Source organism: Edaphobacter sp. 4G125 (genome assembly GCF_014274685.1).
In the GTDB taxonomy this organism is placed as follows: domain Bacteria; phylum Acidobacteriota; class Terriglobia; order Terriglobales; family Acidobacteriaceae; genus Edaphobacter.
Map to the genome: position 1 here is coordinate 1,564,694 of NZ_CP060393.1, position 22,040 is coordinate 1,586,733.

General features: G+C 55.7%; 21 protein-coding genes. 9 read left to right on the forward strand and 12 right to left on the reverse strand.

The window, feature by feature from the left end; all coding sequences use genetic code 11:
- Positions 1–2: 2 nt before the first annotated feature.
- Genes H7846_RS06455 through cyaY form a run of 3 tightly spaced genes read right to left on the reverse strand, consistent with a single transcriptional unit; the run spans position 3 to position 2,957 of the window.
- The gene (locus H7846_RS06455) at positions 3–1,607 is read right to left on the reverse strand and encodes a M28 family peptidase (protein WP_186695666.1); all 1,605 of its coding nucleotides are present in this window, start codon (positions 1,605–1,607) and stop codon (positions 3–5) included.
- 27 nt (positions 1,608–1,634) lie between these two features.
- A complete protein-coding gene (locus H7846_RS06460; protein WP_186695667.1) occupies positions 1,635–2,576 on the reverse strand; it encodes a glycosyltransferase family 2 protein in 942 nt (313 codons plus the stop codon).
- Between the two features lie 30 nt (positions 2,577–2,606).
- Positions 2,607–2,957, reverse strand: coding sequence for an iron donor protein CyaY (gene cyaY / locus H7846_RS06465; RefSeq protein ID WP_186695668.1), 351 nt, complete (start codon positions 2,955–2,957; stop codon positions 2,607–2,609).
- Between the two features lie 121 nt (positions 2,958–3,078).
- Between cyaY and H7846_RS06470 the strand changes: the two genes are divergently transcribed.
- From H7846_RS06470 to H7846_RS06485, 4 genes are all read left to right on the forward strand, one after another.
- Positions 3,079–3,918, forward strand: a complete 840-nt coding sequence (locus tag H7846_RS06470) for a hypothetical protein (protein ID WP_186695669.1) — start codon at positions 3,079–3,081, stop codon at positions 3,916–3,918.
- Between the two features lie 996 nt (positions 3,919–4,914).
- Positions 4,915–6,780: a chloride channel protein gene (locus H7846_RS06475; RefSeq protein ID WP_186695670.1), complete on the forward strand. Its 1,866-nt coding sequence runs from the start codon at positions 4,915–4,917 to the stop codon at positions 6,778–6,780.
- 214 nt (positions 6,781–6,994) lie between these two features.
- The gene (locus tag H7846_RS06480) at positions 6,995–8,110 is read left to right on the forward strand and encodes an NAD(P)/FAD-dependent oxidoreductase (protein ID WP_186695671.1); all 1,116 of its coding nucleotides are present in this window, start codon (positions 6,995–6,997) and stop codon (positions 8,108–8,110) included.
- Between the two features lie 20 nt (positions 8,111–8,130).
- Positions 8,131–8,766, forward strand: a complete 636-nt coding sequence (locus H7846_RS06485) for a YceI family protein (RefSeq protein WP_186695672.1) — start codon at positions 8,131–8,133, stop codon at positions 8,764–8,766.
- Positions 8,767–8,827: 61 nt separating this feature from the next.
- Here the strand turns inward: H7846_RS06485 and H7846_RS06490 are convergent, their stop codons facing one another.
- The 7 genes from H7846_RS06490 to H7846_RS06520 form a co-directional block, all read right to left on the reverse strand.
- Positions 8,828–9,298: a single-stranded DNA-binding protein gene (locus tag H7846_RS06490; RefSeq protein ID WP_186695673.1), complete on the reverse strand. Its 471-nt coding sequence runs from the start codon at positions 9,296–9,298 to the stop codon at positions 8,828–8,830.
- 258 nt (positions 9,299–9,556) lie between these two features.
- On the reverse strand, positions 9,557–9,781 hold the full coding sequence (locus H7846_RS06495; protein ID WP_186695674.1) for a hypothetical protein: 225 nt from the start codon (positions 9,779–9,781) through the stop codon (positions 9,557–9,559).
- Positions 9,782–9,799: 18 nt separating this feature from the next.
- Entirely contained in the window at positions 9,800–10,357 is a 558-nt protein-coding gene (locus H7846_RS06500; RefSeq protein WP_186695675.1) for a DUF420 domain-containing protein, read from the reverse strand.
- Positions 10,357–11,439 carry a heme o synthase gene (gene cyoE, locus H7846_RS06505; RefSeq protein WP_255460884.1) on the reverse strand — a complete coding sequence of 361 codons (1,083 nt, stop codon included), beginning with the start codon at positions 11,437–11,439 and terminating at the stop codon, positions 10,357–10,359. The genes H7846_RS06500 and cyoE overlap by 1 nt, the downstream gene beginning before the upstream one ends.
- Positions 11,440–11,531: 92 nt before the next feature.
- The gene (gene polX, locus H7846_RS06510; RefSeq protein WP_186695676.1) at positions 11,532–13,277 is read right to left on the reverse strand and encodes a DNA polymerase/3'-5' exonuclease PolX; all 1,746 of its coding nucleotides are present in this window, start codon (positions 13,275–13,277) and stop codon (positions 11,532–11,534) included.
- Positions 13,278–13,428: 151 nt separating this feature from the next.
- Positions 13,429–13,650 (reverse strand): cold shock domain-containing protein, encoded by a 222-nt coding sequence (locus tag H7846_RS06515; protein ID WP_186695677.1) that lies wholly within the window; start codon positions 13,648–13,650, stop codon positions 13,429–13,431.
- 155 nt (positions 13,651–13,805) lie between these two features.
- A complete protein-coding gene (locus H7846_RS06520; protein WP_255460885.1) occupies positions 13,806–14,474 on the reverse strand; it encodes an NUDIX hydrolase in 669 nt (222 codons plus the stop codon).
- Positions 14,475–14,702: 228 nt separating this feature from the next.
- Here H7846_RS06520 and bshC point away from each other — a divergent pair, with 228 nt between their 5' ends.
- The 4 genes from bshC (at position 14,703) to H7846_RS06540 (ending at position 19,998) form a co-directional block, all read left to right on the forward strand.
- Positions 14,703–16,355, forward strand: coding sequence for a bacillithiol biosynthesis cysteine-adding enzyme BshC (gene bshC / locus H7846_RS06525; RefSeq protein WP_186695678.1), 1,653 nt, complete (start codon positions 14,703–14,705; stop codon positions 16,353–16,355).
- A 57-nt stretch (positions 16,356–16,412) separates the two neighbouring features.
- The gene (locus tag H7846_RS06530; protein ID WP_186695679.1) at positions 16,413–16,721 is read left to right on the forward strand and encodes a hypothetical protein; all 309 of its coding nucleotides are present in this window, start codon (positions 16,413–16,415) and stop codon (positions 16,719–16,721) included.
- A gap of 139 nt (positions 16,722–16,860) precedes the next feature.
- Positions 16,861–18,669 carry an ABC-F family ATP-binding cassette domain-containing protein gene (locus H7846_RS06535; RefSeq protein WP_186695680.1) on the forward strand — a complete coding sequence of 603 codons (1,809 nt, stop codon included), beginning with the start codon at positions 16,861–16,863 and terminating at the stop codon, positions 18,667–18,669.
- Between the two features lie 27 nt (positions 18,670–18,696).
- On the forward strand, positions 18,697–19,998 hold the full coding sequence (locus H7846_RS06540) for a metal-dependent hydrolase family protein (protein WP_370561363.1): 1,302 nt from the start codon (positions 18,697–18,699) through the stop codon (positions 19,996–19,998).
- A gap of 73 nt (positions 19,999–20,071) precedes the next feature.
- On the opposite strand, the gene H7846_RS06545 is transcribed toward H7846_RS06540, so the two are convergent.
- Together H7846_RS06545 and H7846_RS06550 are read right to left on the reverse strand one after the other, a co-directional pair.
- Positions 20,072–20,584 carry a DinB family protein gene (locus tag H7846_RS06545; RefSeq protein WP_186695681.1) on the reverse strand — a complete coding sequence of 171 codons (513 nt, stop codon included), beginning with the start codon at positions 20,582–20,584 and terminating at the stop codon, positions 20,072–20,074.
- 119 nt (positions 20,585–20,703) lie between these two features.
- Complete coding sequence (locus H7846_RS06550; RefSeq protein WP_186695682.1) at positions 20,704–21,465, reverse strand: enoyl-ACP reductase FabI; 762 nt, start codon at positions 21,463–21,465, stop codon at positions 20,704–20,706.
- A gap of 126 nt (positions 21,466–21,591) precedes the next feature.
- Here H7846_RS06550 and H7846_RS06555 point away from each other — a divergent pair, with 126 nt between their 5' ends.
- Positions 21,592–22,020: a Fur family transcriptional regulator gene (locus tag H7846_RS06555; RefSeq protein ID WP_255460886.1), complete on the forward strand. Its 429-nt coding sequence runs from the start codon at positions 21,592–21,594 to the stop codon at positions 22,018–22,020.
- The last annotated feature ends 20 nt before the right edge of the window (positions 22,021–22,040 follow it).

Genomic DNA, 22,040 nt, shown 5'->3' on the forward strand with positions numbered 1-22,040 from the left:
AGCTATTTTGCGGGCTCGCTCCCAGCAGGGAGAAATTGGATCGTTTTGTCGGAGCTGGCCAGATCGGCAACAGAGAGATAGACCAGTCGCGCGATTTTCGTCAGCTTGGGATAGTTGATGCGATCCCAGGTGTCGTTCTCGGTGTGGTAGTCCGGGTGCAGGCCGGTCTGGAACTCGACTTGGGGGATGTGCAGTGTGGCGAACCAGAAATGATCACTGCGCGACCAGAGCGAGTCGGGATCGACGGTATCCATTTTGTAATCGAGCTTCAGGCCTGCCTGTTGATTTTCGTGATCGATGATCCGGCGTAGCGCAGGGTTGTAGCGCGTTCCAAGAACATTGACCATGTTGACGTTGCGATCCGCTGGTGTCGGCCAGTTCGCATCGTCTTCATTGCGGCCGATCATGTCGAGGTTCAGCGTTGCGACAGTCTGGTTCAGCGGAACGACAGGGTGGGTCACGTAATAGTAAGAGCCCAGGAAAATTCGCTCTTCGGCATCATAGGCGAGGAACAGAATACTGCGTTTCGGTTGAACTTTGCCTTTGGTGAATGCTCGCGCTACGGAGAGCATTCCGGAAACGCCCGAGGCATTATCGTCAGCGCCATGATAGATATGCCCGTTGGAAGTTCCCATGTGATCGTGGTGTGCAGTCAGAATGATGGTCTGGGCCTTCAGTTTTGGGTCAGATCCCTCGAGCAAAGCCACAACATTTCGACCCTTATGTGCTTCGATTCCTGTGTAAGTCTTCGAGACGCAAGCGGAACTCTTTGGCAAATCAAACGAGCTCGGTTGTAAGGAGCGATCGATTGCGGCTTGAAGACTATCGGCAGTTTTTCCGTTAGGTGCGAGAAGCTGATCGGCGATCTCCCGCTTGATGATGAAGACAGGAATGTCCCACATCTCGCCTGCTAGTGCGTATGACGGCTCTCCAGTAGGACGTGGTGATGTCGGAGGAATCGGCTTTACATCGCGAGGAATACGATCCTGAACGATGAGGATGCCGGCCGCCCCACGCTTTCGCAGCTCTTCGACTTTGTGCCAATTGAAAGCGTGGTAACTGTCCCAGGTCCCCATGAGCCTTGAATTGGGGTCGTTGGCTTGCGGCTCACGAGTGAAGACCATAGCAATCTTTCCCTTGAGGTCGATTCCTGCGAGATCGTCGTAGTGGAACTCCGGCGCGCTGATTCCATAACCGGCGAACGCGAGTTGGCCGCATGCTTCTGTATTGCGCAGACTCTGGCGAGCGAGCTGAAAGTCGTGGCCGAGTGAATAGCGATGTTCTTTCCCTTCGATGGTTGTAGTCAGCGTGGTACGTTCGGCATCCGGCCTGCCAGTCAGGATCTCCATGTTCTGGAAGAAGGTCCCGTTGTCTCCCATGGGCTTGAGGCCGAGGCGCAGGAATTCGGAGGCGATGTAGTCGGTCGCGATGTGGTCTTCCAGGCTGCCGCTGTTACGGCCAGCAAGATTATCCGAGGCAAGAAAGTAGATGTCGGCCTTGAGGTCGTTCGGTTGGATGAGATCGGCAGCCGCGTTGATGGTCTTGCTGGTTTGTGCGGAGAGCGGAACGGTGAGCAGGAGAAGACAAAGGAAAGGACGCGAGAACATCCGTCCTTTGTAGCATGGCTTGGCGAATCAGTCTTCGGACAAGGTTGTCTGCCAGGCTTTGGCGTACTTCCAGCTCGTATATGTGGAGTGATAGAGGTGCAGCAGAAAACCTTCGCGGCCGTCGAGAAAGCCGAAACGGAAGATGAAGTTCCAGAGGAAGGTGAAGAGGGGAATAATGGCGACGTTATAGAGAAAACTCCACAAGGAGCGACTGGTTTTCCCTTTCGAGACGATGATCTCGGCTCCGAGCGTGCTGTATCGATCCATGTGTTCGATGTAGCTCTCAATTGTGGGGTAGGCGTGGTGGATGAGATCGTGGTGGAGTGTGTCGAGCGTTCCATCGAAGGCAATTGTCTCGTGCACAGGCCGCTCGGTGAAACGGGCAGGCGGTGCAAAGTTGGCCGTGTGACGACGGAAGAGGCGCAGCTTGGGATCGGGATAGTAGCCGCCGTAGCGAATCCATCGCTTAAGGAAGAGATTGCGGCGACGGATCATATAGGCATCGGCCGCGGGCTTACCGCGCAGAAGTTTTCGAATCTCCTGCTGAAGCTCGAGAGACAACTCCTCATCGGCGTCGAGGGAAAGGATCCATGTGCCGGTGCACTTTTCGATGGCCGAGTTTTTCTGAATGGCGAAGCCTTTCCAGGGTTCCAGAAAGACCTTTGCGCCAAAGTTTCGCGCGATCTCGAGGGTGCGATCGGTAGAACCGGAGTCGATGACGATGATTTCATCGGCGAACTGCACGCTGGATAGAGTGCGGGCCAGGTTGGCTTCTTCGTTCTGCGTGATGACAGCAATCGAAAGCGTCTGGCGAATCGGGAGCTCCGCCGATTGATTTTGATCAGACAGAGGCTGTTCCGCAACTCCATCAATGGAGGTGCGGGAGGGGGATTGCGACGGAGCTTCGTGATCGAGGTTCAATAGTGGGATTGTGCCACATCCATTCCGCTTGTCTATCCCCTGAAGCATAAAAATCTCCTCCCTCTTTCGTGGAGTTGATCAGGAGAGCGAGATCGAAGTGTCCCCCAGATGCTCCTGCAGGAGTCTCTGGGTAAGGGTCTTGAGATTCTCGCCGGTCTTGGGGAGAACGAAGGCGCGGGCTTCGTCCGACCATTCCAGTTTGAAACTGGTGGTGAGGGCGGAGATCCAGATCTGGCGGACCGGAGTATTGGGGGTAAAGACGAATTTACTGTCGTCGTGCTCGAAGACGACGTTGAGGACGCCGTTTTTTTCTTCGGTTTCAAAGGGAATCTCGTCTGCCTCGCTTTGTTCTTCTGCCCGGATGAGGGACTGTTTCAGAGCATCGAGAGCTTGGTCGGATTCGCGGCGGAAGGTGGCTTCGTCGAGCATACAGATAGTGTAGCGGTTTAGATTTTCGGCGGATTGAGTAAAATCGAGGGATCATAAAGCTGGAAGAAGGATTCCAGTAGCTGAATACCTCCACAACATAAACGGGATAGAAGGAGCTTTTTTGCGCAGAGTTCTATTGCCGTTTGTTTTTCTGGTCCTGTCGTTGACTGCTTACGGTCAGGACGGGTTTATCCGAAATTTGGCCGCCCAGTGGGAGGCGCGCGCGACCAGGACTCAGGCTGCTCAACCGAAGTGGAGCGTGCCGATGTTTTCTCCTTTTCCCATGGTGGCGCAGGTCTATCGAGCAGACTTTATCCGCCAGCGTACCGCCGCAGGTAAGAGCAACTGGAACATGGGCGGCGGCAAGGGATTCAACCTGATTCCGGCGAAGAATACGCAGGTCGATATCTTTGTGCCGGGCTACATGATACGTGGCGATGGTGGCCAGGACGGGTTCGGCGACATGATCCTGCTGGGCAAGTACCGGTTCCTCTCCAAGACGGAGAAACAAGGGAACTACATTCTAAGCGGGCAGCTTTCGTGGCACATCCCTACAGGGAGTTACAAGAACGGCGCTCCGGCTGCTTCGTTTACACCGACACTGGTTGGAGGGAAGGGGTTTGGCAAGCTAGCCCTCATGAGTTCGGTTGGTGGCAGTCTACCGACCTCACAGACCTCGACTACTGGAAGGGCGATCCACTGGAACTCGGTTGTGCAGTACAAGGTGGGGCGCTATTTTTCTCCTCAACTGGAGATCAACACTACCAGCCACATTGGCGGCAGTCGTGACGGGAAGACGCAGACGTTCCTGTCGCCTGGAATCATGGTTGGTAAATTGCCGATCCGATCGATAGACAACAGCCGGTTAGGGGTTACGGTCGGGGCCGGGTTTCAAATTGCGACGACCGGCTTCCACACCTATAACCATGCTCTTGCTACCAGCGTGAGGTTTGTGTTCTAGAGATCTTCCCCCCCCGGCCATTTTGGTGCAAAGTATTCTATTCATATAACTTAAGTTGGTACTTCATATACAGAAAGCCCCGGAAGAGTCTCCGGGGCTTTTCTGTGCTGATTTAAGAATATCAGGATGAAGGGTGCTGTTCTGCATCGTAGATGTGGCTTGGTTTGTATGGGTTAGACGGATTTTGGGCTTGACAGGGATTTTAGGGGAGGCCGCTACGCGATGCTTCGCTCAGGACGACGTGGAAGAGGAGATCTGATTTCGGTCTATTTCGACTGTTCTTGGGGGTGAGGGTTCGAGCTGCGCTCGAATGTCCCCACACATGCCTGAGGCATGTATGGGACACCCGACTTGACTGAGACCTTGGAGAGAAACAAAACAAATTCGGGTATTTCTCCACTCCGGCCTGTGGTCTCCGGTCGAAATGACACTTCAGTGGGGTGCGTGGGAATAGTTCGCACTGATGCGCGAATGGCCCACTTTGGTCTCGTATCGACTTGCGTCATCCGTACCGAAGATGGAGTCCCCGGGAGTGGTGTTAGGCTGCTAGGTAGCAGGTCTGCTTAAGATGGTTTCTGGCGAGCTCAAGGATCGCGCGGAAGCACTCGAACCGGAAGTGTCAGGAGCTGCCTTCTGGCGGCTGTCTGATCTCTGGAGCTCTCACTGTAGCTTGTTGCGGTTCCGCGCGAAAGCCGACCGTTTAAAGAAACAAACCCCTTTCCTATCAATCCGTATCCGTGCGGTGAATCTTAAGCTCGCTATACCTTTTTGCGACGATTCAGTATTGTGCCTATCGAGCAAACCGCAGATCCTTCGGCTTCCCCTTCGACTCGCTACGCTCGCTCAGGGGCCGCTCAGGATGACACATTTATGGCAATCATTTCAGACTCAGAACCCTAGCTTCTTTTGGCAGTTAAAGGCTTGCGCTGGGGCGTTCGTACTTTCTTCTCCGCTTTTGCCCGTGGTTCATTTTTGCAGGAATTCCAGGAGATGCTCATGAGTCCTTATGCGGCCTATCCGCATCGCAAGCCCTCCCTTCAGGGGCTTGGAGATTTCACCACCACTGTGAGGGTGATCCCGATCTCGCTGATTGCGATCGTAGTTGGTGTGATAAGCACGTTTGTGGCCTGGGTACTGTTCAAGCTGATCGGATTTTTTACGAATCTTGCTTATTACCATCGATTGGATACCTCCTTTGCTTCTCCTGCGGGAAATCAACTGGGCGTTTATGCCGTCCTAGTGCCGGTTGTCGGATCGATCATTGTGGGTCTGATGGCGCGCTATGGTTCCGAGCGTATCCGAGGCCACGGGATTCCGGAGGCGATCGAGTCGATCCTGATGAACGGAAGCCGCGTTCAACCGCGACTGGCGATTTTGAAGCCATTGTCTGCTGCGATAGCAATCGGGACGGGCGGCCCGTTTGGAGCCGAGGGGCCGATCATTATGACGGGTGGCGCCTTCGGCTCAATGATCAGCCAATTTTTCCACTTTACGAGCGTGGAGCGTCGCACCTTGCTGGTGGCGGGCGCATGCGCCGGTATGTCAGCGACTTTTGCGGCTCCGCTGGCTTCGGTGCTGATAGGCGTGGAACTACTGTTGTTTGAATGGAAGCCACGCAGCGCGGTTCCAGTTGCACTGGCGAGCGCAACTGCCTACGTGGCCAGGAGCTATTTTCTGGGACTGGGGCCGATGTTTCCAGTTCCCACACACGCGGCCTTCATCGGACTTTATGGCATTTTGGGATGCGTCATTGCAGGCCTTGCTGCTGGTGGGCTCTCGGCCCTGTTGACGTTGGGGGTCTACGCCGCCGAAGACCTGTTCCGAAAGCTGCCGATTCACTGGATGTGGTGGCCGGCGATTGGTGGCGTGTTCGTAGGGTTGGGAGGGTTGATCTTTCCGCAGGCGCTCGGGGTTGGGTATGACGTGATCCGGGAACTTCTGCAAGGGAATGTTCCGATCAAGATTTTTGCCGGGGTCCTGCTGGTGAAGTCGGTGATCTGGGTGATCTCGCTTGGCTCGGGAACCTCGGGCGGCGTGTTGGCTCCGCTATTGATGATGGGAGCTGCCCTTGGTGGTGTCGAAAGCATCTTTCTTCCGCACCTCGGTCTGGGGTTCTGGCCTCTCATCGGCCTGGGCGCGATTCTGGGCGGTACGATGCGCTCTCCGCTTACGGGCATCGTGTTCACCCTGGAGTTGACCCACGATTTCAATATGCTTCTGCCGTTACTGGTGTCTTGCTTTATTGCTCATTTATTCACGGTGCTCACTCTGAAACGATCGATCCTGACGGAGAAGATCTCGCGTCACGGCTATCACCTGAGCTGTGAGTATGCTCTTGATCCTCTGGAGATTCTGTTTGTGCGAGAGGTGATGAGGACGAATGTTGTCGTTCTGCCTTACGATCAGACGCTGGAAGATGCTTATAGCCTGATTCATTCGACCGACAATCCCAAGGGACAACATCTTTTTCCCGTACTCGGGCCGGGTGATGAGCTGGCTGGAGTGGTGACTCGAAATCAGCTGGTCCAGCTTTATCAGAAGATGACCGCTCGGGCCTCAACGATCAAGCTTTCTGAGATCGCAACCCAAAAGCCTCAGGTCGCTTTTGCGGATGAGCCTCTCAAGGTCGTGGTGAATCGAATGGCCGATTCGGGCTTTACGCGCTTTCCGGTTCTCGATCCAGAAGGAAACGGAAAGATCGTCGGTATGGTGGCGCTCAATGATCTGTTGCGCGCCAGGACGAAGAACCTGGAAGATGAGCGTGCCCGGGAGAGGGTATTGCGGATTCGTATGCCGTTTGGAGCAGCACAAAAGAGCGAAAAAACTACTGACGAGGAACTCATCCCCAAAGGGAGCTCCTGAAAAGGAGCGACATGTGTCCATCCAAGAATGTTTTGGAAGCTGCTCGCCCACTGTTGCCGACACGAGAATTTGGGTTATTCCTGGCGCACAGACCGAAACATATGTCGCACGATTACGTCTGTCTCTAGAGGCACTGCACTCGTCAACAACGGTTTGGTCCGATGCATGGGGCAGAGCCATTCGTGCGTAGCGAGGAAAGGAATCGTGGGCAAGATTGATTCATTCACGTACTGATGTGCTGATTGTTGGGGGAGGTCCCGCAGGTCTTGCTTCTGCGATCGCGCTCCAGCAAAGAGGGATTGACTGCGTTGTAGCCGATGCGATGCCACCGTCGATCGATAAAGCCTGCGGCGAGGGGCTTATGCCCGACGCGATTGAAGCCCTGCAATCGTTGGGGATTACGATGACAGGCGAAGATGGGCATGCTTTTCAAGGCATTCGATTTTCAAACTCCAGCCATCGTGTGGATGCCACCTTCCCTGAAGGACACGGCCTCGGAGTTCGCCGCATTCGTCTGCATGATCGGCTTGCACAATATGCGCATGATTCTGGTGTCCGCCTTCGATGGAACAGTCACGTAAAGCTTCTTGATCGTCGCACTGCCCTTATCGATGACAGAGAAATCTCGTTCCGATGGCTTGTTGGAGCGGACGGTCAAGGCTCTTCTGTACGTCGCTGGGCTGGCCTCGATCAAACACTCAAGAAGCAACTGCGATATGGTTTTCGCCGTCATTACCAGATTGCTCCGTGGAGCGGCTACGTTGAGGTCCACTGGGGTGCAGGTGGTCAACTCTACATCACCCCTGTTTCGGCGGAATCTGTATGCGTCGTATTTGTCACCCGCGACCTAAAGCATAACCGTAGCGACATGTTTTCGGCATTCCCTGAGATTGCAGACCGTCTCAAAGATGCCCCGCTGATTTCGCAGCAGCGCGGTGCTGTGTCGGCCACACGGAAGTTGCGACGAGTGGCCGATGGGACGGTTGCTTTAGTGGGGGATGCGTCAGGTTCCACCGATGCGGTGACGGGGGAGGGGCTCGCGATGTCTTTTCGGCAAGCGCAGGCTTTAGCAGAGGCGATCGAGGCCGGGTCGCTCGAACAATATGATACTGCACATCAGAAGATCGGCAGGCTTCCCCACACCATGGGCTCGCTGATGTTGACGATGGATCGCTGGCCTTCCATTGAAGCACGTGCTATGCGAGCATTTGCGTTGTCGCCAGAGATTTTTCGTGAATTGCTTTTTGTTCATATGGGGGCAAGTAGCCTGATGGAATTCGCATTCGGTTACGGCCCTCGATTCGGCTGGAAGCTGATCCATCAAACCTAGTACAGATGAAGGATTCGTCGATGCAGCAGCCAATAAAAACGATGATCCGCAAGATTGAAGTCTTGGTCGTACAGAGCATGTTCCTGCTGCTCTTTGTCGGTACTGCATCGGCACAGACGGACCGCCAGATCAGCATTCATCTTGATCCTGCAGCAACCAATGTTAGGTGGACTCTCGGTGATGTCCTTCACGTAGTGCATGGCACATTTAAGCTGAAGCAGGGCGTGATCAGCTACAACCCGCTTACTAAAGAAGCAAGCGGGCTGATCGAGGTTGATGCGACGAGTGGTGAGAGTGGTAACTCAGCTCGCGATCATAGAATGCACAAGGACGTATTAAACAGCGCCCAATATGGGGTTATCACTTTTCGCCCCAACCGTGTCGAAGGGACATTCGATCCGACAGTTCGCGGAGACTTCGTCGTTGATGGGATCCTCAATCTCCATGGGCAAAACCATCCCATGAAGATAAAGGTATCTGCTCAACCCAAAGGAGGGGATGGACTCTCAATCGAAACCCATTTTGCTGTTCCTTATGTTGAATGGGGTTTGAAAGATCCGAGTACCTTCGTTTTGCGAGTCAGTAAGGAAGTCTCAATCGACATTGACTCCGCTGCAACGATCACAAACGAATCCGGCGCTAGAACGCAGCCATGAAAAATCGGTAAAGCCCAGTAAAGGAGTTTACCGATTTTGTCTCAATCTCTATCGAGATGTTTTAGAAGGGGATGTCGTCGTCGGTGATGCCCTGATCGGCGAAGTCTTCAGCGGGAGCGGATGGCCGTTGATCAAAGCTGCTGGTGTTGGAGCGAGAGTAACCACCACCACCGCCAGTGCTTTCGCCGCGTCCAGCGCCGCCGCCGAGAAGGCTCATTTCGTTGACGATGATCTCGGTGCGGTACTTCTTCTGGCCGGAATCCTTGTCGTCCCATGAACGGGTCTGAATCTTGCCTTCGACGAAGATCTGTGTGCCCTTTTTGACGTAGTCACGGATGATCTCGGCGGTGCGGTTGAATGCGACGAGATTGTGCCACTCAGTCTTGTCCTGCCAGTTTCCCTGCTGATCTTTGGCTCGCTCAGCGGTCGCGAGAGAGAGGCTGGCGACCGTAGTGCCTCCTGCGGTAGAGCGAATCTCAGGATCTTTGCCGACGTTGCCGAGAAGAAAAACTTTATTGACGCCTTTTGCCATGCGGATGCTCCGATTGTTCAGGTTCTGAAGGTTGAGGATAGCAGATGGGGCGAGCATAAAGGGGGCTTAACACTGATCTTCACCGAAGACACCGATTTCGAAAGATAACAAATACAGGGATTCTTCGTCCTTCGCCTGAAGGCTCCAGATTAAACGCAGATCCCTCGACTCTGCTGCTGCGCAGCTTCGCTCAGGATGACACTAAAGGGGAATCGAGAATATGAAGCTTCGATATAGCCAGGAACCATCCACCTGCAACTAGCGGCGGCGGTCGCCGAAGACCTTCAGGATGGCCAGGATAAGGGTGAGCGAACCGGTGGGGAGGCATCCCATGGCAACCATGAGGGCGAGCCAGCCGGAGTTGGTGTGCGGGCCCTGGTGGCCGATTCCTCCGAAGAAGAGGTGGATCGAGATGACTGCAGTAACGCCGGTTCCGAAGATCCAGAGCCCTGTGCGGAGAATTTTACGAGTATCAGCTTGCATGAGGACCAGAGTTGCGGGTTAGTGGATGGCCGACTGCATCCAGTAGACGACGACGCCTGTGATCGAGACGTAAAGCCAAATAGGCCAGGTATACCGGGCGAGTTTGCGATGCGCAGGAAAGCGTCCGGTGAGCGAGAGAAAGAACGTGATAAGGATCATCGGCAGGGCGATGACCGAGAGAAGGATGTGGGAGAGCAGGAGCTTCCAGTAGAAGGGCCACCAGGGGCTTAGACGGTTGAAGTGGGTCTCTCCGTGGAGGGTGAAGTTCACCAGGTATGAGACGAGAAAGATCGTGGAGAAGATGAACGCCGTGAACATGGCGGCGCGGTGCTGGGGAATCTGTCGCGCTCGGATGAAGCGATAGCCGAAAAGCAGGGCGATGGTGGAAAGCCCGTTGAGGATGGCGTTGACGAGCGGGAGCGAGCGGAGCTGGGTTCCAGCGACGTCGGTGGGGGTATGGAAGTAGACCAGCCAGCAGATGAAAGCGCTGGCCGCGGCACTGACCAGAATGATGGCCGCAATGACAGAAGGAGGCGTGCGAAGAGTCGCTGGTGGAGGTGTCGTGCGAATGTCCATCAGAAGAGCAAACGTCCTTTCGCGTCGAGCATGAGAGCGGCCATGAGTAAGGGGAGATAGATGACGGAGGCTTTCAGGAGGTCGCGGGCGTAGGCGCGGGATTCTGGCGCAGCAGGGTCGCGCGTGATACGGGCAAAGCGGACGGTGTACCAGAGATAAGCCAGCGAAAGGGCCACAGCGAAGATGGCGTATGGGATTCCTGTGACTCCAAGCCAGGTGGGCCATATGCTGATGGGAACCATCAGGACTGCGTAGAAGAGCGACTGGATGACAGTGGAGCGGGCGGCAAAGTTTTGATCGGGTTGCGTTGGAGTGAGCCGGATTCCAGCGGAGGCGTAGTCTTCGCGGTACATCCATCCGATGGCCATGAAGTGAGGGAACTGCCAGACGAAGAGAATAGCGAAGAGCGCGATGGCGGGCCACTCGATGATGCCGCGAGCGGCGGTCCAGCCGATGAGTGGAGGAAGGGCGCCGGGAAATGCTCCGATAAAAGTATTGACGACGGTAATGCGCTTCAGTGGGGTGTAGATGCCGACGTATCCAACGGCAGTGATCAGGGTAAGGGTTCCAGTCAGAAGATTGGTGACGTGAGCGAGATAGAGCGAGCCGAAGAAGATGGCAGCAAAGCCGAGGAGGAGTCCGTGGGCGAGAGAGATTCGTCCTGCGGCCATGGGGCGATTGGCTGTGCGGCGCATGAGGGCATCGGTGCGGCGCTCCAAGGCCTGGTTGAGGGCGCTGGAGCCGCAGGTGACGACGCCGATTCCGATGAGGGCCTGGATGAGCCCGGCGTGAAAGGGACTGATACCACTGGCTAATGAGCCGAGGTAAAAGCCGGCTCCAGCGGTAATGACCACCATGACGGTGACACGGAGCTTGAACAGGGTTGCGTAATCGGCAAGCAGACGCGATTCTGCCGCGGCTTTCTGGGCGGAGAGTGCCGTCGGGGTTGTTGCGGATTGCGCCACGATATAAGGATAACGCGTTTGGATACTGAGCGGTCTGAGAGGACGATTAGCGCACGGTGGATGGGTCCGAGCTGCGCTCAAATATCCCCCAGACATGCGGCGATAAAACTGCGTCATGTATGGGGCGCCGCATCCGACAGACCCTTCGTTTGTCATGTTTATGCGCGCCAAACTTCGCAAGGGATGACAGGATTGGGCAAGGCGTCAGTTCAGGAGTGTGGGCGTAGCTGCGTGAGCAGGGCTTCGGCAGAGGGTTGGGTGTTCAACACATCGGCGGCAGTAAGCCAGGCGCGGCGGAGTTGGGTGATTCCGTAGCGGACCTGGTCGAGCTCGGCGGTGGAATGGGCATCGGTGTTTACGACAATTTTGCAGCCGTGTTGTTTGGCCAGACGCAGGTGGAGGTCGTTGAGGTCGGCTCGGGCGGGGCTGGCGTTGTGTTCGACGGCGACTCCAAGTTGAGCAGCGCGTTTGAGGATGGCTTCGATATGGACGGCATAAGGATCGCGCTTGAGGACCTTGCGGCCAGTGGGATGTCCAAGGATGCGGACGGAGGGATTTTCGATCGCACGGAGGATACGGTCGGTCATTTGCTCGACGGGCTGGTCGAAGCGGCTGTGAACGCTGGCGATGACGATGTCCATTTGGGCGAGAGTTTCGTCGGACAGGTCGAGCTCACCTTCGGCGAGAATGTCGACTTCAACTCCGGCGAGAATGTGAATCCGTCCCTGCATCTCGGTGTCGACCTCGCGGATGCGCTGGATGTGCGCGAGCGCGCGGCGGTCGTCCATGCCGTTGGTCATGGCGAGATTTTTGGAGTGATCGGTGATGGCGATGTATTTGAGGCCACGAGCGAAAGCGGCTTCAGCCATTTCGCGGATGGTGTTCGCGCCGTCGGTCTCGACAGTATGCATGTGCAGATCGCCGCGGATATCGGTGAGAGTGATGAGCTCAGGCAAAGAGTGATTGGCAGCAGCTTCGAGTTCGCCGGAGTTTTCGCGCAGCTCGGGTGGGATGTAGTCGAGATCGAGAGCGCGATAGATAAGCTCTTCGGTTGTGGCGGCGACGATGGAATTGTCTTCGACGCGAAGCAATGCATACTCGTTGAGGGTCATGCCACGTTTGATCGCGCGCTGACGCAGAGCGACGTTGTGCATCTTCGAGCCGGTGAAGTACTGCAACGCTGCACCGTAGCTTGCGCGGGGGAGAAGACGGACGTCGACCTGAAAATTGTTGCGGAGGGTGAAGCTGACCTTGTTCTGGCCACGGGCGAGGAGCTTGTCGATGAGAGGGAGCGTGGCGACGTGCTCGACGGCTGCCGCGACGACATCGGGTTCGCAGGCTGGACCGGTTACGAGCAGATCGAGATCGCCAACCGTCTCGCGTCCACGACGGAGCGAGCCTGCGGGAGTGATCTCCTCGATGCCGGGGAATTGGCGAATGAGTTCGGAGATACGATCCGCCTGCTCACGAGCCTGATCGATACGAAACCGGCTTGAGTTCTTGCGGTAGTCTTCGATGCCTTTCAGAAGTTTGACGGTAAATTTTTCGCCGAGGCGGGGCAGGGTATTCAGTTGGCCTGCTTTGGCCGCCTCTTCCAATGCGTCGATGTCACTGACCTGGAGGGCGGACCAGATGAGGGCTACGGTTTTGGGGCCCATGCCGGGGAGGTGCAACAGCTCCAACATGGTGGGACGGTATTTCTTGAGCAGCTCTTCGCGGAGGGTGGTGGTGCCGGTATTGACGATGTCAACGATATTTGCTGCCATGCCCTTACCGATTCCTGCAATGGCGAGGAGCTGTTTGGGATCGTCGGCTAATTGAGCGAGCTGGGTCGTTTGCTGTTCAACGGCTTCAGCAGCGCGACGGTAGGAGCGTATGCGGAAGGGATCCGCCGCATCAATTTCCAGCAGAGCGGCGGTTTCTTCCAACACACGTGCAATCGAAATATTGTCCATGAGGATTGACCCGGAGTCGGCATGCCCAGCCGAACTCCTGAGTCAGTATGCAGCATTCTGTTTCGAATTGCGCACTCTGGGGAGGACGCAACAAGGGCAATGGGGCAGACCTGGATTCCGCAAAAGATTTCTGCAACAGAAAAGTCTGGAATCAGCTGGCGATTTCCTTGATACGGAAGACCTGATCTGCCTGCGGTCCCTTGGCGCCCTGGATGATGTCGAACTCGACCTCATCCCCTTCTTTCAAACTTTTGTAACCATCCCGTTGGATGGAGGTGTAGTGAACGAAGACATCGGCCCCGCCATCCCGGCCAAGAAAACCGTATCCCTTTGCATTGTTGAACCACTTTACGATGCCTTTGTACTGTGCCAAGATCCTGCTCCTTACAACGAACGATTCCGAGTGCCCCCGATTTTGCTCGTAGGGGAACCCATGGAAAATCTGACGCCAAAGAGAGGAGCAGGGTTTTCTGAAGAAAGATTCGGAATCTTGGTAAGTGGTGATCTCCCGTCAGTAACAATATTTGGCTAGAGACGGTTTTCCCGGCGCAGACGATCGAAGAGCATTAGTCCAATCAATGTTTTGCCGTCATGGATCTTATTTGAAGATGCAAGGGAGAGGGCTTCGGACAGAGGCATCCGAACGATCTCGATCTGCTCGTCGGCCTCGGGCTGTGCGATGCCAGCACGGACGTCGCGGGCGAGGTAAATCTGCATCCATTCCCCAAGGAATCCGGGACTGGCGAAGTACTTTGTCAACAAGCTCCAGCGCTTGGCACGGTAGCCGGTCTCTTCGATCATCTCGCGCTTCGCGGCAGCGAGGGTCGATTCTCCGGGTTCGACGCGGCCAGCTGGAAGTTCAAGCAGAAACTGACCGGTGGCGTGGCGGTATTGGCGTTCGAGGATGACGTCGGGATCGGCGGGATTCTTTGATTCGTCGACAGCCAGGATTACGACAGATCCGTTATGACGGATGACTTCGCGGACATTCTTGACTCCGGTGGGCTCGATGACCTCGTCGCGATTGACGGAAAAAACCTTTCCTTTGAAGACGACCTTCGAGGAGAGAACGCGAGTTTTGGCTTTTGAGCGGACCGCCGTAAGCTTTGCAGCGTTCATTTTTGAGGATGTGGTTGCCTTTGGCGAAGTTCCGACACGCCGGGCGACTTTTGTCGTGCTCTTAGTCTTGAGAGGCATAAGGCTACGGTATCATCCCTGCATCGGAGATTGCGGTAAATACATCCAACGAAACAGGGGGCCGGGAGATCGGAAGTAGTGCATCAGATCGTTTCCGGGTTGCATCTGATAAAGGACATCAAGCAAAGTAATTTAACAGGATTTTCAGACGAGGAAACCAGGGAAGCTCTGCTCGCGGATTCAGATCGAGTCTGCGGAAGAACGAGGACTTGAGGATGAAGGCCGGCGATGAGCGTTGAGTGTTATCCGATAACGGTATTGCCCCACATCTCGCAGCTGTATCGCGATTATCTTGTGATGGGCGAGAATGCCGATTCGCCGGTGCGCGGGTGGTATGGCTCGGGAAATTCCGGGGGGCCGTTCGCGGGTGGATGGATGCGAACACCGTCTCCTGGTGTGGACGGCAATCGCCTGGGCGATGAGCTTTTGCGCCAGAATCAAATCTTTGGTGCTGGGCAAGAGACGCTGGCCAATATTGAAAAACTTCGTGCTGGAGCCCGCGCCGTGGTGACCGGTCAGCAGGTCGTCTTGTTCGGCGGTCCTTTGCTGACGCTTCTAAAGGCCGCAACGGCGATTTCTCGTGCGCGGGAGGCGACCCGTATTACGGGTGTGGAGCATGTCCCGGTCTTCTGGATGGCGACCGAGGACCATGACCTTGCTGAGGTCGACCAGACTGCACTGCTGACGAAGACCGAGGTGGAGAGGCTGAAGGCGGGCCTGCGGGTTCCGCACCCAGTGCCAGTGGGTGATGTGGGGTTGAACTCCGAGACGGCACCTCTGTTGGAACAGGCGATTGAGCGCGCGACGGAGCTGCTGGAGTATGCTCCGGTGTCGGAATGGATTCGCGAATCTTATCTGGCGGAAGGCGCGACCCTGGCCACGGCGTTTGGCAAGTTGATGGCGCGCATCTTTGCCGAACAAGGGTTAGTGATTGTGGATGCGGCGAGCCGCGAATTCCATGCGATGGGCGCATCGACTTTGCGGTATGCGATTGAGCATGCGGATGAACTGCACAATCATCTGCTTGCCCGAACCGAAGAGCTGACGAAGGACGGATATCACGCGCAGGTACTGGTGGGAGAGTCGTCCTCGTTGCTGTTTCTGTTGGATGGAGAGACAGGGGAGCGTTTGGCGCTTCGTCGGGTGAGTGATCCTGCAAGCCAGGAGAGGCAGTGGCGTGCAGGTCCGCATATTTATTCCACGGAACAATTGCTGGAAGTCCTCGAGCGGTGTCCGGAACATCTGAGTCCGAACGCATTGCTACGTCCTGTGTTTCAGGACACGGTTTTGCCGACGGTGGCATATATCGGTGGGCCTGCGGAGATTGCGTATTTTGCGCAGAGCGCTGTGTTGTATCGAGAGATCCTGGGGCGGCTTACTCCGGTATTGCCACGTCTGAGCGCCACTCTGATTGAGCCTGCGATTGCAAAGGTGATGGAAAAGGACGAGGTACAGCTTCCGGATGCGATGACGACAGCATCGGAACTTGCTTTGCGCCTGGGTGCCCGGGCCATGCCGATCCAGCTGAAGCGAAAACTAGCTGCTGCGGGCAATGCACTAGAGACAGAGCTGGACGCATTGACGGAGTATCTGCGCGGTATTGATGCCTCGCTGGGAACAACGGCGGAGACATCGGGATCGAAGATGCTTTACCAGATGAATCGGCTGCGCCGTATGGCGGCGACGTATGAACTGCAGAAAGAGGCTTCGTTGAGCAAGCATGCTGCGACGATTACTCTGAACGTCTTTCCGGACGGACATCCGCAGGAACGGCTTCTGGCCGGCGTGTGGTTTCTTGCACGCTATGGCGATGGTCTGATCGAGCGGTTGGTGCAAGTGGCGAATAATCAGTGTCCAGGCCACGTAATCGTTCGGCTGTAGGTTGCTCTTTCGATTCCTCTGTGCGGAGCATTAGAATGACGCACGAGGGAATTTGTTATGGGCCTGAGTGATCAGCCATTTGAAGTGATGTGTCCGGACTGCGGCGGCATGTTGAAGGTCGATCCGGTGAGCCGCGCGATCATCTCGCACAAATCTGCGCCGAAGAAGAAGATGTTCGAAGACTTTGGTGAGGCGGCGAAGGCGTTGCGTGAGGCTGACGCCAGGCGAGATTCGATTTTTCAGCAATCAGTAGAGGCGCAGAAGAACAAAGAAGATGTGCTGGCGAAGAAGTTTGCCGAGGCTGTGAAGAAGGCGAAGGAGACTCCGCTGGGAGATCGCCCGTTGCGAGACTTCGATCTGGATTAGGTTTCTAATCTTCTGCATGTGCCTGCGTGGAGTAAAAACGCAGATCCTTCGACTTCGCGATCTTCGATCGCTACGCTCAGGATGGTATCTGTGGATTGAAGTACGGTACAAGATCGCTCTGGGCGTTTAAACTTGAATCATGCCACCGATTTTGAATGCGCAGGGGCTTTCGAAGAGCTTCGGCGCTGTGCCCCTCTTTCGCGATATTGCATTTACAGTCTCCGATGGAGATCGAATTGGACTGATTGGTCCAAATGGAGCGGGGAAGAGTACGCTGCTGAAGGTTCTCGCGGGTGAAGAGGATGCGGATGCAGGCGATGTCGCTGTTCGCAAGCGTGCCCGTATTGGGTATGTGCGACAGGAATCGACGTTTGCTCGGGGAGTGACGGTCCGGGAGATCCTTGAAGCAGCACTTGCGCTGGGACATGTTGCTGAGGCTGAACGGGAAGGAAAGCTGCGCGAGGTGAGTGGGCGGATTGGCCTGCCGGATTTTACTGTCGAAGCTGCAACGCTGAGCGGAGGATGGCGTAAGCGTCTGGCCATTGCCGAGGCGATTGTGGCCGGGTCGGATGTTCTGCTGCTGGATGAGCCAACGAATCATCTCGATCTGGCCGGTATCGCATGGCTCGAAGAGCTGTTGAATGCGGGTGATTTCGCTTCAGTCATCATCACGCACGACCGCTACTTTCTTGAAAATGTGTCGACGGAGATCGTGGAGCTGAACCGCATCTACGCCGATGGCTTGCTGCGAGTGCAGGGGAGCTATTCCAAGTTTATCGAGGCAAGGCAGGCTTATCTGGAATCGCAGTCGCGGTTGGAGGAGTCGCTACGCAATCGTGTGCGAACGGAGATTGAGTGGCTCCGTCGCGGTCCGAAGGCGCGAGCGACAAAAGCGAAGGCGCGCATCGATAACGCACATCAACTGATCGATCAGCTGAAGGAGGTGTCGTCGCGCAGCCAGAGTTCTACCGCGACGATTGGGTTCGAGTCGACGGACCGGCAGACGAAGCGGCTGGTTGAGTTGGATGATGTTTCCGTTGAGTTGGGTGACAGGAAGATCGTCGAACACCTGAATTTTCTGATCGCCAATGGAACGCGAGTTGGACTGGTGGGGCCGAATGGAAGCGGGAAGACGACGATCTTGCGTATGCTCACGGGAGAGCTTCCGCCGTCTTCGGGAGAGATCAGGAAGGCGGCATCGCTGCGAATCGTTTATTTCAGCCAGATGCGCGAGCTTCCTGAGGGAGTTACGCTGCGGCGTGCGTTGGCTCCCGATTCCGACTCCGTCGTCTATCAAGGACGCGTGATCCATGTTGCCAGCTATGCCCAGAAGTTTCTGTTTACGGGCGAGCAACTGAATCAGCCTGTAGAGCGGTTAAGCGGTGGTGAGCGCGCCCGCATCCTGATTGCGAGGCTGATGTTGGAGCCTGCGGACCTGCTGCTACTGGACGAGCCCACGAACGATCTTGATATCACGACGCTCGAGGTGCTGGAAGAGAGTTTGTTGGAATACAAAGGCGCGCTCGTGTTGGTAACACACGATCGCTACATGCTGGACCGCATCTCGACGACTGTTCTAGGTCTGGATAGCAAAGGGAACGCTGCTGTATTTGCAGATTATCCGCAGTGGGAGCAATGGTTTCTCAGTCAGCAATCGGAGCAGAAGCCGGAGCGAGAGGAGCAACCGAAGAAGTCTCCTGCTGAGACAAATATAGTATCGGCGAAGAAGAAGCTCTCGTACCTGGAGGCTCGGGAGTTTGCTGGGATCGAGGCGAAGGTAGAGGCAGCCGATGCGCGATTGGATGCAGCGAAGACGCGAGTGAATGATCCGGTGGTGGCAGTGGATGCGGCGAAATTGACTGGGGCGCTGGCAGAGATGGAGGCGGCACAGGCCGAGGTGGATACTCTCTATGCTCGCTGGGCGGAGCTGACCGAGAAGGCTGGTTAGCATCCCCTGCTGTATGCTGCTGGCACTATGAAAACACTCACCGCTGGATTCTTTCTTGCGCTGGCGATGTCCTCAGCGTCTGCTCAGCAGACTTCCACTGCGAAGCATCCGATTGTCCTACATGCGGCGCACATGCTGGATGTTGCAGGGGGCAGGATCATCAGCCCTGGAGAGGTTCTGGTTGAGGGAGACAGGATTCTGGCAGCGGGTAGCTCTGTGGAGCATCCTGCGGGTGCGGAAGTGATCGACCTGGGGAGTACGACGCTGATGCCCGGCTTGATTGATGCTCACGTTCATCTCTTTCTTCATCCCGGAGCAGAAGATCTTCAGACCGTAGAAGAGAGTATTCCGCAACGAACCTTGATGGCAGCAGAAGCTGCGCGGCTCGATTTGCTTGCTGGTTTTACTGCCGAGCGAGACATGGGGACGGAAGGCGCGGGTTGCGCCGATGTCGCTGTTCGAGACGCGATTAATTCAGGTCTGATTCCGGGGCCGAGAATGCGAGTGAGTTGCAATGCCATCGATATTCTTGGTGGGCATGAGGACGCGATTGGCTATAACCCGGCGCAGCATGTGCTCTCGAACGCCGATTATGCGAACTCGGCTGAAGAGCTGGTGAGAGTGATGCGCGAGCAACGCAAGGGAGGAGCGGACTTTACGAAGATCTACGAAACGGGGAAGGATTCGATCGAAGGCAATCGATTTATCACTCCGTATCAATACACGACGGAGCAGCTTGCCGTTGCGGTTCGCGAGGCGGAGCGCACGGGCGGAGATCGAAACTCAGGACGTGGAGTGGCGGTTCATGCAACCGGAGAGCCTGGAGCTGGATTTGCTGTAGCTGCTGGCGTTAGTTCCGTGGACCACGCTTATGTGCTGAGCGAGAGCACGATGAAGGCCATGCGTGAGAAGGGCATCTTTGCAGTTCCTACATTTGCTATTGGAGAGTATTTTGCAGGCCATGCGGCCACTCCGGAGCGTGCGTCACAGCTTAAAGCAGAACAGGCACTTCACGCAGCCGAGTTCAAAAAGCAGATGGCTGCGAGTGTTCCTTTTGCCGTGGGCAGTGATGTCGGGCCATTTCCTCACGGTACACAAGCACGAGAGATGGAACTGATGGTTCAGTTCGGAATGAAACCCGAAGACGTGCTTCGCGCCGACCTGTTGAATGGAGCAAAGCTACTCGGGTGGCCAGGCCAGATCGGCGAGCTGAAACAGGGCTACTTCGCAGATGTAATCGCAGTGCAGGGGAATCCTCTGGAAGATATTTCCGTGTTGCGTAAGGTGAGCTTTGTGATGAAAGGCGGCGTTGTGTATCGCCGCCCCTGATCCAAACGCAGATCCTTCGACTCCGCCCTTTGGACTTCGCTCAGGATGACAATTTAAAGCAGCAACGATTGGCTTATTTCGGCGACCACTGTTCGTCTGCTGAGGGGCCGTAGAGAGCAGGAACAGGGATATCGTTGAGACGCAGGTAGACGCCGAGCTGTGCGGTGTGATGGACGAGATGGTTGAAGCACATCTGACGGAAGGAAAGCGCGCGCGAGTTGTTCGAGATTAGGTGTTCGCCATAGGAGAATTTCCAGAGAGCGGAGAGAGCATCATCAGAGGAGGCTGCGATTGCGTCACGGCAAGCTTTTGCGGATTCGTCCAGGCGCTGAAGGCAGGCTTCGCGGGTGGTGAACTCCAGCGAGGCATGAGGGCGCTTCGGATTCGCCAAGTCCATGTCATCGTCGAGCATGATGTAGGAACCGAAGAGGGGGAGTGTGGCGCAGTGCATGGCCAGCTTGCCCAGTTCCATCGATTTGTCGTGACACTTCCAGTTGTTCTTGCCCTCGGGAACGCGTTCAAGAGTGCGGCGGGTATTGGAGATTTCGATATCGAAGTCCTGTAGGAGAGTCTCAGAGATCTTCATGGCTATCCTTTTCCATATAGATTTTCAAATTTCATTGAGTCTGTTTTCAAAGCAGCGAGAAGCATAAAGAGAGGCTGCTGACATCATCCTGTCAGCAACCTCTCTGTCTCATGATTTTGTTACAGGCCGGTAACGTTGTATCCGCAATCGACAAAAGTAACTTCGCCCGTGATACCGCTGGAGAGATCGCTCGTAAGGAAAAGAGCGGTATTGCCGACCTCGGCAGTCTCGACGTTGCGGTGCAGAGGCCCACGCTGTTCGACGGCTGTCAGGATGGTGGTGAAGTCGCTGATCCCACGCGCGGCGAGCGTCTTGATGGGGCCGGCGGAGATGGCATTGACGCGAATCTTCTTTGGGCCCAGATCGGCAGCGAGATAGCGCACGATGGATTCCAGGGCGGCCTTAGCTGGGCCCATGATGTTGTAGTTGGGAAAGACTTTGTCGGAGCCGTAGTAGGTGAGGGTGAGGATGGAACCACCGTCGGCCATCAAAGGTTCGGCAGCGCGAGCGAGAGCGATCAACGAGTAGGCGCTGATATCGAAGGCCACGCGGAAGTCTTCGCGGGCTGTCTGGAGAACGGTGTTCTTGATATTCGGCGCGAAGCCAATGGAGTGGACGAGGATGTCGAGCTTGCCGTAGGCCGTTTTGAGCTGCTCGAAGACGGCATCGATGTCGGCGTCGATGGAGACGTCGCATTTGAAGGTCTTTGCGGAAGGAAGCTCGGCGGCGAGCTCATCGGCATCGCGCTGAAGGCGCTCGTTCTGGTAGCAGATGGCGAGGGTTGCACCGGCCTCGGAGAGCTTCTGGGCGATGGCCCAGGCGATGCTGCGCTTGTTGGCAAGGCCGAAGACGACGGCGACTTTCCCTTTGAGATCGATCATATTTCTGGCTTGTCTTCTCCTATGGACTACGCAGCTAAGGATAGCAGGCATGGTGCAAAGGAACGGAAGTGTGGATTAGTAGTTCTATCGGATAATAACTTTTATTGTTTTTGGTATACTGGAAATGTGCACCAGACCTCCTCAAACTTTCGTCAGCTCTGCGCCGATCATGGAATTGCCATGACCCATCAGCGCCAGGTGTTGTATGAGGTGATGCATGGGATGGAGGGGCATCCCAGTCCGGAAGAGGTCTACGCCAAGGTCAAGAAGAGAATTCCGGCGATCTCATTGGCGACGGTCTATAAAAACATTCATTTGTTTGTGGATAGCGGGATCTTCCGCAAGATGAGTCTGCACCACGGCTCCGTGCGTGTGGAGATGAACGATGAGCCACATCATCATATGGTGTGCTCAAGATGCAAAGCCATCACCGATATCGGAGAAAAGGAACTGGGGTTGACCCCGGCACGGCGAAGACTCTCCGATGGCTTTCTGGTGGAACGATATTCGGTAGATGTGATTGGCTTGTGCGCGAAGTGTCAGCAGGCGCAATAAACAAGAGCTTAGTCTGCGCT